Here is a 14,597-nt window from a genome sequence, read left to right on the forward strand (position 1 = left end):
ACAGATTGTATAATACAAGTTAACCCAATGCTATCGATTGAGGTCTGGCTTCCGTTGAAACCTTTTTACCCCCGATTATTTTTAGTTGGCTGTCCCCGTTCAGGGACAACACTATTGCAAAGTTTATTAGCGGCTCATTCCAAAATTGCATCTTTTCCTGAATCCCATTTTTTTCCTTATTTGTTAGGAAATCGTTCAAGTTGGCGGGCAAAATTGAGGATTCCTTCTCCTTTAGCTCGAAAACGATTTAACCAATTTTTAGCAGAAACAGGTCATCCTGAATTGAAACGATATTTACCTAAAACGGTGGTGTTTAACATTCAATATATCCAAGGGTTTATTCGAGTTTTGGATGAATTGACTCAACAGCAGAAAAAAAAATTATGGTTAGAAAAAACTCCTGGGAATTTATATTATATTAGCTATATCGAAAAACGAGTTGCCGGGGCTAAATTTATTCATTTAGTTCGCCAGGGAACAGATGTTGTTAGTTCCCTTTATGATGTCACCCATCAATATCCTGATGATTGGAAAGGAGCTTGGAATTTAGATCGTTGTATTCGACGATGGATTAAAGATGTTCGTTTAAGTTACCAACATCTACATAAACCTAATCATATCCTAGTTCAATATGAACAACTCATTGAAAACCAACCTTTGGTTTTAGCAAAACTCTGTGAGTTTATCGGTGTAGACTATGAACCGAAAATGTTGCAAAATTATCAGAAAGCTGCCAAAAAAGTAACATTACCCTTTGAATCTTGGAAGGTTTCTGTACAACAAGGAATTTATAATCCCTTTGATCAGAAATTTCATCAACTGTTTAACGAAGAACAAAAACAATATATTCTTCAAGAACTTTCTGAAGCAAATTTTGAATTTAGCCAAAAATTAGCTAGATTTAAGCTTTTGATTAAATAGATAACAGCCCTAGAACATCAAAAAAACTAAAAAAAAACCAATATGCAAAGCTTGTAAAAGGGAGTTTTTAAGAAGTAGTGTGATCAGTCCTTTTTATTTATGGAAGTGGAAACAACGAGATTAACCGAAACTTATTAATTTTTCTAGTTATAAAATAGGATCAACTCATTCTAAAGAAGACTTACGAACAATGATCGATTTTACCATTGTTATTCCTACCTATAATGGCTCTATTCGTGTTCCTGATGTTTTAGAAAAATTGCGATCGCAAAAGGGAACAGAAAATATCGCTTGGGAAATTATTGTTGTTGATAATAATAGTAGCGATGAAACCGCTACTATTGTTCAGGACATGATAAATTCTTGGCAAGAATTTTTTCCTCTGCGGTATGTGTTTGAATTGCAACAGGGTGCGGCTTTTGCCCGACAACGGGGACTAGAGGAAGCTCAGGGGGAGTTAATTGGGTTTCTGGATGATGATAACTGGCCGGATGAAAATTGGGTAGCCCAAGCATATCAGTTTGCACAGGTTTATCCCCAAGCGGGTGCCTATGGCGGACAAATTCATGGGGTTTATGAAGTTCCACCCCCAGAAAATTTTAAGGCAATTGAGGGATTTTTAGCTATTCGAGAACGGGGGCCAGAACCCAACCGTTATCAACCCCAGGTGTTAAGCTTACCCCCAGGAGCAGCAATGGTGGTTAGAAAGCAGGTGTGGAGTGAAATTGTACCCAAGCAACCTCAAATGAGTGGGAAGTTGCCAGGGGGAAAAATGGTGCAAGGGGATGATTGGGAACCGTTAATGTATTTATACAAAGCAGGTTGGGAAATTTGGTATAATCCATCTATGCACACTTACCATCAGATTCCGGCTTGGCGACTCAAACGGGATTACTTGTTATCTTTGATTCAGGGATCATGTTTATCTTTTTGTCCCTTACGAATGATCGGTGCTAAATTCTATGAAAAGCCTATGATTTTGGTGCGAACTATAGTAGGAAATAGTTACAATGCAATTGAACATTATTTTAAATATCAGGGTCAGTTTAAAACGGATTTAATTGCTGAGTGTAAAATGCAGATTTATTTAAGCCGGATTAGGAGTGTTTTTTACTTGTTAAATAGACAGTTTAAAGACTAAAATAAAAATCAATTAGAAACAATTGAATATTGCTAATAAATTATGGTTTTAATTTCTGTTGTTATTCCTGTATATAATGGAGAAAAAACAATTCAACAAACAATTAATTCAGTTTTAAATCAAACTTTTAAAGACTGGGAATTAATTATTGTTGATGATGGTTCTCAAGACTCAACAGTTAAGATAATTAGGGAAATAGAAGATTCACGAATTAGAATATTGTCTTACGATAATGGAGGGTTAGCTATTAGTCGCAATCGAGGTATTGATCAGGCTCAAGGTGAATATATTACTTTTCTGGATGCTGATGACTTATGGACTCCAGAGAAATTAGAAGCGCAGTTTCAAGCGTTACAAGAGAATCCAGAGGCTGCTGTTGCCTATAGTTGGACAGACTATATTGATGAGTCAAGCCAATTTTTGCATTCTGGCAGACAGATTACAATTAATGGGAATATTTATCAACATTTATTAGTAAATAATTTTTTAGAAAATGGTTCTAACCCGTTAATTCGTAAACAAGCGTTAAATCAAGTTGGGGGATTTGACAGTTCGATTAACTCAGTAGCCGATTGGGATATGTGGCTGAGATTAGCAGCACTTTATCAATTTGTAGCAGTTCCACTCCCTCAGATTTTATATCGAGTTTCTACTCGTTCAATGTCCTCTCAAATTAAAAATCAAGAAAGAGAATGTTTAAAAGTCATTGAAAAAGCTTTTGAACAAGCACCTGAGTCTTTACACCCTTTAAAACGAAAGACTTTAGCAGAACTATATAAATATCTAATGTGGAAAATTTTTCAGCAGCAGCCGAATCCTAAGCAAGGTTTGATTTTAATGGAATATCTTATTAATTATTCTACCCATGAGCCTGAATGGAAAAAAGAAATAAAATTCATCTTAATCATGTTTATAAAAAGTTTAATAACCTTAACTTTACCTTCTAGGTTTTCCCAAAAAATTCTTAAAAAAGATTAGTTATATTAAGGAGTTAATTAACTATTTTGGGTCGAAAAAACATGAGTATTATTTTAATAGTTGCACTCATAATAATTTTTGGTTTTAATAATAATTCGGGTTTATATTTGCAATATTGCCATAAACAGTAGGCAGCTATTCCAGCATTCTGCCGTGAAGGAGAGTCTTCAATGGCTTTAAAAGTAAGGTATTTATATATATTCGCAAGGCTTCTTTTTTTGAGGAATTTTAATGAATCAGGAGCTTGGCTAAAAGATTGTTCAATTACTTTTGTGCTACTTGCTTCTAATTTTAACACATTAGCAGATGCTGATTGAGAGGATTGTCTATATAAAATTTGAGGTTTAGGAATAGTAATAAACTGATACTGTTTTGCTAATCTAAGCCACATATCCCAATCTTCAGCAGGGGGTAAGGATGAATCAAATTCACCAACTTCTTCTAAAGCATCACGACGAATTAAAGGATTAGAGCCATTTTCAAGTATATTAACGACTAATAGGTTCGGATAAACATCCCCATTAATAGTAATGTGACTCCCTGGTCTTAAAAATCGGCTAGATTCATCAATGTAATCCGTCCAACTATAAGCAACAGCAGCTTCAGGATTATTTTGCAAAGCTTGATATTGATCCTCAATCTTATCTGGTGTCCACAGATCATCTGCATCTATAAACGCTATATACTCACCATTAGCATGAGATATACCTCGATTACGACTAACAGCTTGATTCCCATTAGGATAGGAGAAAACCTTGATCCGAGGATCATTAATACTGGAAATAACATCTAAAGTTGAGTCAGTGGAACCATCATTGATTATAATCAGTTCAAAATCAGTAAAAGTTTGATTTAATACTGATTCAATTGTATAATAAATTGTTTTTTCTCCGTTGAACACTGGAATAATAACTGAAATTAGAGGCATATTTTTTAATCAAGAGTAGTTTCAATCAATGATGTTATTACACCAATATTTTTAATAATACCATATTTATTGAGGATAGTTTTAGCTTGCTGTTTCGGTAAAAAAACTCCGTAGATCCATCATTAATAACAATTAATTCCCAGTCTATAAATGTTTGATTCAAAACAGACTTAATGGTTGATTAAATGGTTTTTTCAGCATTATAGACCTGAATAATTATAGAAATCATAGAGATCAAGTAATAGAAAGTAACAGAAAATTACATAACCGAAGCCAGCACTTGATCATAAAGACATTCTAGTTTGGCAGTATTTATTTTTACATTGAATTCTTGTTCTATTCTTTTGCGTCCCGCCATCGCAAATTTTTGTCTTAATCTAGGGCTTTTAGCTAAATCCAAGATATATTGACTTAGTGTTTTCCAATCTTTTTCTGGGATCAAAAACCCGGTTTCACCCTGAATAATAACTTCAGGTATTCCTGCATGAATGGAACTAATAACGGGTAATTGCATCGCTTGAGCTTCCAGTATTGTTATCGGTAAACCTTCACAAATACCTCGCTGATCTAAAAAACTAGGAGCGCACATTAACAAGGAACGATTCATCCATGTTTTCACTTCAGCAGAAGATTGTACTCCTAAAAATCGATAACGTTTGAGTAAACGTGCAGCTTGTTGTTCTAAAGCTACTCTTTGTTCTCCATCCCCAATAATAACTAATTCTAGTTCAGGTATAACAGACTGTACTTCTGCCATTGCTCGAATTAAGTCATCACAGCCTTTATACTTAACTAACCGCCCAACAAACAAGACAATAGGCTCACGACAAATGCTAGATTGAGGTAAAAAATGATCAACATCTACTCCAATATATTGAACAATGACTTTATTTTCAGGACAACCCAACTCAATACATCGAGAACGAATGAAGTTAGAAACGGCAATACAAGTATGAGCTTGTCTAAATAACTTTTTCTGAAAATTCCTATAGACTGGAGGCCAGATTCCTTCACCATAAAGCCACACTAAATCATCGTTAGTTCTATTGCTGGATGTCACATCATGTCCATGACAAGTGAGAATTAATGGGATTTTCAAACGGGACATTAACGGTAATGCCCAAATCCCATCTGTTGCAAAATGGGTATGAATTAAACAGGGTGATAATGCTTTTAAACGTTCAGACCAATTCCCATAACCCCACCCCGTTAGCAAATACAAAAATCTTCTATTTGTGGTGACTTTAGCCTGATCGCTCAACATTAAGGTTCGCTCTGGTGGTAAGGGATATCTTAGTCCTTTAAAACGACCACTCCCTATATAGAAACCTTGATAAGATGAAAAATTTTCTACCTGAGCAGGAATAAAAGTTTCTGAGTAAGGGAGCAGTGCATCTCGATAAATTAAAACGGTTTTCTTCATGTTTTAAATGATGCTAAAATTAACAATAGTGTCAACTCAGATTTGTGAATTACTTGATTTATGGAAAAATCGCCGATTTTTATCGTTGGTTGTGATCGATCAGGAACAACCTTACTGAGACTGATGCTGATTCAAAGCCCGATTCTCCACATTCCTCAAGAGTCAATGTTTGTCTATTTATTAGAGAGAGAGCCTGAGAATTACGGGGATTTGACATACCCTTATCAACGTTGGTTTTTGATCAGAGATTTACAAACTAACCCAGCTACTCCTGAATCTTTTACATTTCCTATTTTTAATCTAACTCTGGAAGAAGCGGAACGAGCCATCTTTGAGATAACACCAACTCATGTTTCCGGTGCCATAGAAGCTTTATTTAAAGCTTCTGCTTCTAAACTAAATAAACAACGGTGGGGAGATAAATCGCCCCGCCATGTTAAGTATATCCCACTTTTAGCAGAATCATTTCCTCATGCAAAATTTGTTCACATCATTCGAGATGGTCGGGATGTCGCAATCAGTATCCGTAAAGCCAAATGGGTCAGTAATAATATGCAAGAAGCTGCCACTTATTGGAAACAACGGGTGCAAGCGGGGAGATTAGGAGGATCAACACTATCAAAAGATCGCTACTATGAGGTCTATTATGAGCAACTGGTCTATGAACCCGAAAAAACCTTAAAGGAATTATGTCAGTGGCTTAACCTTGACTACACTGCACAAATGTTGGAATACTATAAAGGAGCACAAGATCGTATATCAGAACAACATAAAAGTTTATTTCAATTAATTGATCAACCCATTGACCCATCACGAGTATCTGCTTGGAAGCGATCACTATCTGCTTTAGAAATAGCTGACTTTGAGAGTGTGGCGGGTGATTTGCTGGTTGAACTGGGTTATGAGATCACGGGGTTGAAAATCCCTCTCCGAGTGCAAGCAATCCGCACCTTGCGAAATAATTTAGGGCCACTATCCTATAAGCTGCGTAGATTTTTTTCAAAAATCTAACGATTTACAACTGAGAGGGTGTTTCTTTTCATGAATACGGAAATCCGAATCAACCTTTGGGCGGTCATCCATCCCTAGTAGGGTAATAGCGATCGCACACAATCTAAATACAACCCTAATTTTATAGATAACCTCACATCACTATGACCGTACTTGAACAGGGAACGATTACCATCCATACCGAGAATATCTTCCCCATTATCAAAAAATCCCTCTACACAGACCATGAAGTCTTCCTGCGGGAACTCGTTTCCAACGCCGTTGACGCCATCGCTAAACTGAAAATGGTGTCCCGGTCTGGGGAATACTCCGGGGATATCGGCGAACCTGAAATCACCATTACCGTTGATAAAGACAACAAAACCCTCTCCGTGACCGATAATGGCATCGGGATGACCGCCGACGAGGTGAAAAAATATATTAACCAAGTCGCCTTCTCCAGCGCCGAAGAATTTGTCGAAAAATATAAAGCCAATTCTGACCAATCTATCATCGGTCATTTTGGTTTAGGGTTCTACTCTTCCTTCATGGTCGCCCGTCAAGTTGAAATTGATACCCTTTCCTACCAAGACGGAGCCCAAGCCGTACACTGGACGTGCGATGGTTCTCCGGTGTTTCAACTGGAAGACTCTGGCCGCATCCAACGGGGAACTACCATCACCCTAACCTTGATGGATGAAGAAACCGAATATTTGGAAACCTCCCGTATTCGTCAATTAATTAAAACCTATTGTGATTTTATGCCCGTCCCGATTAAATTGGACGGCGAAACCATTAACCGTCAAAAAGCACCTTGGCGGGAATCTCCTAATAATTTAACGTCTGAAGATTATTTAGAACTTTATCGCTATCTTTATCCATTCCAAGAAGAACCCTTACTGTGGGTACATCTCAATACCGACTATCCTTTTATTGTCAATGGGATACTCTATTTCCCCAAACTCAAACCCGATGTCGATGTTACCCAAGGCAATATTAAACTCTTCTGTAATCAAGTCTTTGTTAGTGACCACTGTGAAGATATTATCCCCAAATTCTTAATGCCTTTACGGGGGGTAATTGATAGTACCGATATTCCCCTGAATATTTCCCGCAGCGCCCTACAAACTAACCGCACTGTCCGCAAAATTGCCGACTATGTAGCGAAAAAAGTTGCAGACCGTCTCAAAGAATTGTATCGGGATAACCGCAAAGAATATATTCGCTGTTGGCAAGATATCGGTACTTTTGTCAAGTTTGGTTCCCTCAACGATGATAAGTTTAAAAAACAAGTTGAGGATATTCTGATTTACCGGACAACCTACACTCCAGAAACCCCCAACACCGAAGAGAAAGCCGTTGAAGTGCAGGTGCAAACTGAAGAAGGAGACGTTTGGCAGGAGGTAGCGTCCCAAACCCCTGAAAATACCGATGAAAAAGGACGTTATTACACCACCTTAAGCGAGTATCTCGAACGCAATAAACAACGCCATGAAAATCGGGTGTTTTATTGTACCGATGAAGCCACTCAAGCCACCTATATCCAGTTACACACCAGCCAAGGGTTAGAAGTCCTGTTCTTAGATTCCTTTATTGATAGTCATTTTATTAGTTTCCTAGAACGGGAACATACCGATGTTAAATTCTCACGGGTGGATGCGGAACTGGATGAGAATTTAATTGATAAGGACAACAACAGCGAAATTGTTGACCCCAAAACCAATAAAACCCGCAGTGAAGAAATTAAAGATTTGTTTACCGCAGCGCTAAATAAACCGAAATTAACGATTCGGACTGAATCTTTAAAATCGGAAAATACACCTCCGGCGATGGTATTATTACCGGAATTTATGCGACGGTTACAGGATATGACCGCCTTAATTCAACAACAAAAAGCAGAATTTCCTGAAGAACATATTCTGTTAATTAATACCGCCCATCCGTTGATTCAAAATTTAGTTAATTTGAGTCAAGGGGCGATTATTCAAGAAGGTGGCGAGTCTCCTTCGGCAGAATTAGCAAAAATGATTTGTCATCATGTCTATGACTTAGCGTTAATTGCTCAAAAAGGCTTTGATGGGGAGGGAATGAAGGACTTTGTAGAACGCTCTAACCAAGTGTTGACGCGGTTAACGTCTAATTAAAATCACCCAAGCTCTGAACTTGCATTTCCCGTGTCGTAGGGGTGAGGCGCGCCTCACCCTCACATGGATTGTAATTAGGGTTTACCCAAAAACTGGGTTTCTCAAACGAAAACTCTGTATAATAAAGGTTTGGACTTTTGAGAAAATACTAAACTGGAGTTAACCATGTCTCGGATTTGTCAGTTAACGGGCAAGAGAGCCAATAACGGAATGGCTGTGTCTCACTCCCACCGTCGTACCCACAAGCTACAAGAAGCAAATTTACAATGGAAACGGATTTGGTGGCCCCAAGGCAAACGCTGGGTTAGATTGAAACTGTCTACAAAAGCAATTAAAACCATTGAACTCAAAGGGTTACAAGCAATGGCTAAGAAAGCGGGAATTGATTTGAATAAATTTTAACTGAGGGCGACAATAGCCATGATTTTTTGCTCCCCCCTGAAACATATAGGGGGGCTATTTTTTGCAATTTCTTAATTTTTGGCTTCTGCGATCGCTTTTCCTAATCCTTTGGGCATTCTAAGAAATAGAGTAAAGTCCCTAAAGGCATCTTCGACGATGGAGAGTGTGATAGCAAACACAACAAATCAGTGATAATTTACAGTCCCAATCCAGCTAAAAGCGTTATTTTATAAAAGGGTGAGCATCTGGAGAACGTGGTAATCGGTAAGATTTCAACCAAACTGAACTCTAAAAAACCCGTATTTTTACCAAGGTGATTTTAGGGGGAAGAATGCTACAACTAAAGATAGGGAGTTTTTCTCGTCTTAATAAATTTTAATCTGTTTATAAATCTACTTAAATTTTAGTTTGAGGCATATTGTCTCAACTCCCACAGGTAACTGTGAACTTTTAAGAATCCTTTATTAGCCAGCACAACCATTTCTATCAAAGGTTAGGTAGGCATCTATGTCAAAGCGTCACAACAACAAATTCCATAATCCGATTCTGTCTATGTTCAGCGCGATCCGGATCGCTGTCAAACGAATGACACGAGGGGCCATGCGATCGCTTTTGCGAGTTTGGATGAGGATAAATCGTCATGACCGTTATGGTCGGGCGGGGTTTGTGTTGCCAACGGTGACGATGGTGTTATTAGTGGTGGTGCTGTTGAGTATAACTATTATGCTGCGATCAATGGATCGGGCGAAAATGGCTCAATATCGGCGGGTGGATGAGCAAGTTCTACAAGCGGCAACCCCGGCATTAGATCGGGCGAATGCCAAGCTAACAGAATTGTTAGCAGATCCCACTCTACCCAAGGAAACACCTTCAGATGAGGAACTATATCGGGCTTTAAACCGAAAAGATGATCAGGGTAAATATTATTACACCTTGGGTGGCGAAGAACGAATTGTTATTCAGTATGATGTCGATGGCGGGGGAATTTACTCTCTTACAAAGGAAGTGACAGACAATGTAGCTTTAGAAAAAAGAGAGAATATAACAACAGCTTGGAGATTTCCTGTTGATACGAACAACAATGGCAAATATGATAGCTATGCTCTCTATGGAATTTATTTCAAGCGTCCACCAGATACATCAGATACACCACCTAAACCTAGACCTAGAAGCCCCCTTGATGCCAGAAGTTTACCAATGGACATAAGCCAAACTGTAAGTCAAGATTGTGCCGCTTTGGGAAGTAGTGCGGGTTTCATTGATAGTTCCGGTTGGGCTAGAATTGGGGGAAATCTAAAAAAAGCATTTTTCGTTTACACAACAACAGTACCGATTCCTGAAGGCGCTGTACCTGCTGATACTGCTACACAGCAATTTGAATTCTTTAAAGGAACTCCGAGCTTTTCCGCCCTGGAATATCAGCAAGATAGAAGTCGAGTTCCGTTAACCAATAATGCCGTTGTTTATGAAGATGATTTAGATATTTCTCCAGGGCCATTTTTTAATCTAAATGGACGCATATTTAGTAACAGTAACTTAATTGCTTCTCCTCGCAACTCAGCCGCTGATACAAAACTGCGACTTTATCAAGTCAGTTCCCCTAAATCCTGTTTTTATACCGCAGAAAATAGCAAGATTATTGTTGGGGGCAACGTAATTAATGGTGTAGTTGATAACGATGCGTTAGCCAATCCTGTTGAGATTCATTTATTCAAAGAAGCACAGGAACCCAATAAAACCGGAAAATCGTTATCAACAAGCAATGATTCAGTTACTCTAAAAGTTAGTAACATTATTTATGATAATAAAGCTCGTGCGGATTTAATTACCGCTTTAGTTAAGGATCAACTCGGAAAGACTGAAACCTCTGATCCTGAAGAAGTAAAATCGACTGTTGCTGCTCGTCAACCCACAACTCCAGAGCAGAAATTAGAGTATCGCACAGAAGCTCTGACCCGATATTTTAAAGATCGCAGTCGCCGCATCCCTATAATTGATCCCTTCAAAGCGAATGCAAGTAGTGCAACAATTGAGGGCTCAGGTGATACCTTACGTCCGCCGGATACATGGATGTTATCTGTTAAACCTACCGATGGTAGTGATATTGTTGGTGTGGGACTAGAAAAAACACAGTTGCCTGCTACCGATCCTGATGCAAAAGCCACTGAACTAGAGAAAGAAGAATTTGAACTCGGTGATCGGATCGTAGCCGGAAATAATTTAGCCTACAAATATTACCTGAACCAATGGCGCAGCCTGACAGATAAATTTTATATCGAAGGTTCTCAGGTTGAAACAAATCCGAGTACAGGAACTACGAAGTGGACTAATCCGAAGACAAATCCCCGCTACCGCCGAACTCAAGTTCAGCCCCTACCAGATTTAGGCACAATTGGTCGGAATGGATTTTGGGAAGAAAGTGCTGCCTCGAAACCCGAAAAACCCTTAGATGGAATTGGAGGTTTACGAGTAGTGACAGGAGCAGGAATCTACAACCGCAACCTTTCCTTCCTTCCTCCTCCTGTTCCTCTCAATCGAAATTCTAGTGCTGCGGCTAAATATGATAAATATGATAATCCAGATACCACTGTATTAGAGGAATTTGAAGTAGTCTGGCCCGATACGATGCCGATGTCCCCGATTGCGGGCTCAAAAGTTTATGATAAGACAACTTCCTCTTGGGTCGATGTAGCAACTCCTTTACCCACAGGAAATGCTCAGAATTCCAGAGGCGACCTGCGGATGCGGGCAACGGCAGTTTATCACTATGCCACAGATTTCGTAACAACTGAAGGAACAACACCTGATCGGGAACAAAAACCGATTGCCTGCGTGAGTAGCTACTATGATCCAACGGATAGTATAACGGCTAAAAATATGGATGGTCTGCCTTGGAATAGTTCCCCATCAGGTCGTTCTAATAATGGCATTGTTTATCCAGCACCTAAAACAGAAAGACCCACTTCCGCCTCTTTTTCAGCCACGACGGGATTATTTACAGCAACCCCGGCTGAGTTAGGAAATCAAGCCAATATGGTTTTTCCAGATGGCCGATTTGTTAATCTTCCCCTGCGTAATGCTTTAAACACCCTATCAGATGGTGGAAAATTGACCCTAGCGGATCAATCTGCGATTGATTCAACCCTCTGTGCGTTAGATATTCTCAATGGAGATATTACTCCTAATGCTTACACTCGCACTGTAGACAACATCACATCAGTATCGAGTGATATTCCTCATGGTGCAATTCGAGAGGTCAGTTTCTTAGATAGTCGGGAAGTCAAAGCCTTAGATAAAGATGATGTTAGTACCCGTGCTGATGAAACCTTTGCCTTAACCGCAAACAGCAATTTACCAGGAACCTATCAGTTACCCCTAGAAAATCGCTATCCCCTAGAAATTCGGGCGACTGTCTTGGATGTACAAGCCTTGAGAAATACAACCATTACTCAGGGTGTTGAAACAGGCCCCAAAAACGGAACAAATGAATATATGCTTCCCTTTAGTGGGATTATCTATGCCAGCCGAGATGATGGCAAACCCGATTATAGCGATCGCACAGAAGCAGAAGGAATAAAACTTAAAAGCTCGACGGACTATAAGATCGATCCTAGTCGCAGTCCTAATGGCATCCTGCTGATCAATGGTAAATATTTAGCCCGCGGCGATGTTAAGGACGGTCACGGAGTCCCACCGACAAGTGCAGATGATGTAGTTAAGGAAAAAGGACTGACCTTAATATCTAATCTCCCCGTTTATATCTATGGTGAGTTTAATTTACACAGTCAACAAGAGTTCAGCGATAAAACCTTGAATGTTAATAATTGGGAAACTGATTTTTATGCTCGCAGTACCCTGAACAAAAACTTTGCTTGTCATAAAGGTGATCCGAGATTACCCGATAAGTGCCAGGGTGGAGACACTTGGCGACCTGCTAATGTGATTGCTGATGCGGTTACGGTTTTGTCTCGAAATCTAACGGCCACTGATCTTACAGCCGGATTTCGCTTCGGATATCGCAATGAGGGAGATTTTGAACTCAGAAACAATGCTTATACCATTTCCATCAACCCTGCGGGTTATGATTTGAATGTTGATGGAGACACTAGCGATTCATTTAATGAGAATGACTTCACAGTCTTGGGAATGCAATTTAAGGGATTTGATCTTAACGGCAATGGGGCCTTAGATGCTAGTGTTCCTGAAACTACTATTAAGTCTATTCCGGCTAAATTAGCGCGTGTGCTGAATGGATTTAACCCGTATAACGATTTTGCAGTCAATGGTTTAAGCAGTAATGTTGCCTTTGATGCGGCTGAAGATGGAACACCTAGCGAAACGTATAAAGATACTGACTATTCTCCGATTAGTACGACTGATTCGGATGGTAAGACGACTACTATTCAGCCGGAGAATGGGATTAATAGTTCCTACTTTAATAACTTTGTTACTCCTATTCAGCGACGGGGTATTTTTCCTGAATATTTGATGGAAATTTGCCTGAAGTTGCCTGTATCAGCTTGTGGCCCTGGTGATTGGGTTGTTATTGATAGCAGCGATACTCAAAAACCAGCCCGAAATCTTGTTAATCCTTCTACTGCGGTAGCCGTAACTACTCTCAAGTCGGGTACAACAGCAACTCCACCTGATCCAAAGTATCAACGCTTTCCTCGTCGTGTGGCTTTTCTCCGTACATCATCTAATACATTACAGTTAGATGGTACTGCACCCATCCCTATTGGGGTAAATGGTAGCGCAGAGGTAAAGGCTTATGCTCCAGTAGCCTGTCCCACTGGTATTAACCAGTGTATAGTCTTTAGTAGTACCGATGCCACTAAACAACCTCGAACACAACCTAATGCCCTTTGGTTCCAAACCCGTAACGCTGCTGCGCGAAATTGGGGTTCTAATTATCCTTTATGGTATTACAATCTCGCTACTCCCGGCACCTCCAAGACCACCTTTGTTGGAACAGAACAACCCTTGCTGGTACCCGTATTACAAATTCATGCCAGTAGTAATGAACCATCAACCAATACCACTAGCTTCCCATTCGGAAGTAAGACGGCTGAAGAGGATACCCGTTGGTTACCAAAATCAGTTGACTCTCAGGTTTTTAACTTAGTTGCTGCTGCTGGAGATACTCCCCCCAGAGCGGGAGAATTCAATGGAGGTCTACAAAACCTGGTACGCTTCCTAGAAAATTGGTATACCAACGCCAAAACCATTAGAAATAACGAGATAGTTGGTTCCTTTATGCAGTTATCACGGAGTGGATATGCAACAGCACCCTACCAACCTGTGACAGCAGCACTGATTTCAGATGGGATTTTTGGGAACAAAGCAAGTAATGACCAGAAAAAGTACCGAATTATTAACTCTGGAGGTCGTACCCCATTCTTTACACCACCTACCCGGGCTTGGGGTTTTGATGTGGGTTTGTTATCCCAGACACCAGATTTATTTACCCAAAAATTCACCATTCCACCCACCAAAACTTCCCCTAATGAATATTTCCGCGAAGTCAGCCGAGATGATCCCTGGGTTAAGGAATTGCTCTGTGCAAAACTTGTGGATGCTACAAACAACATTGGTGATAAAGCAGTTAGTAGCCCCTATCGTCCAGAAGGCTGTTCTAATGGTTCATAAATTTCTACGCTTAGGACAAGG

At 39.6% G+C, this 14,597-nt stretch carries 10 protein-coding genes; 7 read left to right on the forward strand and 3 right to left on the reverse strand.

Features of this window, described 5'->3' with window-relative positions:
- The first annotated feature begins 27 nt into the window (after window positions 1-27).
- From PL9214_RS09705 to PL9214_RS09715, 3 genes are all read left to right on the forward strand, one after another.
- Window positions 28-921: a sulfotransferase family protein gene (locus PL9214_RS09705; protein ID WP_072718528.1), complete on the forward strand. Its 894-nt coding sequence runs from the start codon at window positions 28-30 to the stop codon at window positions 919-921.
- A gap of 190 nt (window positions 922-1,111) precedes the next feature.
- Window positions 1,112-2,062 (forward strand): hormogonium polysaccharide biosynthesis glycosyltransferase HpsE, encoded by a 951-nt coding sequence (gene hpsE, locus PL9214_RS09710; RefSeq protein WP_072718529.1) that lies wholly within the window; start codon window positions 1,112-1,114, stop codon window positions 2,060-2,062.
- A gap of 42 nt (window positions 2,063-2,104) precedes the next feature.
- Window positions 2,105-3,040 carry a glycosyltransferase gene (locus PL9214_RS09715; protein WP_072718530.1) on the forward strand — a complete coding sequence of 312 codons (936 nt, stop codon included), beginning with the start codon at window positions 2,105-2,107 and terminating at the stop codon, window positions 3,038-3,040.
- 13 nt (window positions 3,041-3,053) lie between these two features.
- Here the strand turns inward: PL9214_RS09715 and PL9214_RS09720 are convergent, their stop codons facing one another.
- The 3 genes from PL9214_RS09720 to PL9214_RS09725 all read right to left on the reverse strand — a co-directional run bounded on the left by PL9214_RS09720 (window position 3,054) and on the right by PL9214_RS09725 (window position 5,391).
- Complete coding sequence (locus PL9214_RS09720; protein WP_072718531.1) at window positions 3,054-3,968, reverse strand: glycosyltransferase; 915 nt, start codon at window positions 3,966-3,968, stop codon at window positions 3,054-3,056.
- 37 nt (window positions 3,969-4,005) lie between these two features.
- On the reverse strand, window positions 4,006-4,143 hold the full coding sequence (locus PL9214_RS33040; protein WP_367400318.1) for a hypothetical protein: 138 nt from the start codon (window positions 4,141-4,143) through the stop codon (window positions 4,006-4,008).
- A gap of 84 nt (window positions 4,144-4,227) precedes the next feature.
- Window positions 4,228-5,391, reverse strand: a complete 1,164-nt coding sequence (locus tag PL9214_RS09725) for a glycosyltransferase (protein ID WP_072718532.1) — start codon at window positions 5,389-5,391, stop codon at window positions 4,228-4,230.
- A gap of 60 nt (window positions 5,392-5,451) precedes the next feature.
- Here PL9214_RS09725 and PL9214_RS09730 point away from each other — a divergent pair, with 60 nt between their 5' ends.
- The 4 genes from PL9214_RS09730 (at window position 5,452) to hpsA (ending at window position 14,576) form a co-directional block, all read left to right on the forward strand.
- Window positions 5,452-6,402, forward strand: a complete 951-nt coding sequence (locus PL9214_RS09730; protein WP_072718533.1) for a sulfotransferase family protein — start codon at window positions 5,452-5,454, stop codon at window positions 6,400-6,402.
- Between the two features lie 143 nt (window positions 6,403-6,545).
- A complete protein-coding gene (gene htpG / locus PL9214_RS09735; RefSeq protein WP_072718534.1) occupies window positions 6,546-8,525 on the forward strand; it encodes a molecular chaperone HtpG in 1,980 nt (659 codons plus the stop codon).
- A gap of 165 nt (window positions 8,526-8,690) precedes the next feature.
- The gene (gene rpmB / locus PL9214_RS09740) at window positions 8,691-8,927 is read left to right on the forward strand and encodes a 50S ribosomal protein L28 (protein ID WP_072718535.1); all 237 of its coding nucleotides are present in this window, start codon (window positions 8,691-8,693) and stop codon (window positions 8,925-8,927) included.
- 552 nt (window positions 8,928-9,479) lie between these two features.
- Window positions 9,480-14,576, forward strand: coding sequence for a hormogonium polysaccharide biosynthesis protein HpsA (hpsA, locus tag PL9214_RS31185; RefSeq protein WP_186440321.1), 5,097 nt, complete (start codon window positions 9,480-9,482; stop codon window positions 14,574-14,576).
- Window positions 14,577-14,597 lie beyond the last annotated feature (21 nt).

This window comes from Planktothrix tepida PCC 9214, assembly GCF_900009145.1.
GTDB classification, from domain to species: Bacteria; Cyanobacteriota; Cyanobacteriia; order Cyanobacteriales; family Microcoleaceae; genus Planktothrix; species Planktothrix tepida.

What these genes read in the sequence shown, in the direction of transcription:
- hpsA (WP_186440321.1), top strand. Translation starts at nt 9,480, where the DNA reads ATGTTCAGCGCGATCCGGATCGCTGTCAAACGAATGACACGAGGGGCC.
- htpG (WP_072718534.1), top strand. Translation starts at nt 6,546, where the DNA reads ATGACCGTACTTGAACAGGGAACGATTACCATCCATACCGAGAATATC.
- PL9214_RS09715 (WP_072718530.1), top strand. Translation starts at nt 2,105, where the DNA reads ATGGTTTTAATTTCTGTTGTTATTCCTGTATATAATGGAGAAAAAACA.
- PL9214_RS09705 (WP_072718528.1), top strand. Translation starts at nt 28, where the DNA reads ATGCTATCGATTGAGGTCTGGCTTCCGTTGAAACCTTTTTACCCCCGA.
- hpsE (WP_072718529.1), top strand. Translation starts at nt 1,112, where the DNA reads ATGATCGATTTTACCATTGTTATTCCTACCTATAATGGCTCTATTCGT.
- PL9214_RS09720 (WP_072718531.1), bottom strand. Translation starts at nt 3,968, where the DNA reads ATGCCTCTAATTTCAGTTATTATTCCAGTGTTCAACGGAGAAAAAACA.
- PL9214_RS09725 (WP_072718532.1), bottom strand. Translation starts at nt 5,391, where the DNA reads ATGAAGAAAACCGTTTTAATTTATCGAGATGCACTGCTCCCTTACTCA.
- PL9214_RS09730 (WP_072718533.1), top strand. Translation starts at nt 5,452, where the DNA reads ATGGAAAAATCGCCGATTTTTATCGTTGGTTGTGATCGATCAGGAACA.
- rpmB (WP_072718535.1), top strand. Translation starts at nt 8,691, where the DNA reads ATGTCTCGGATTTGTCAGTTAACGGGCAAGAGAGCCAATAACGGAATG.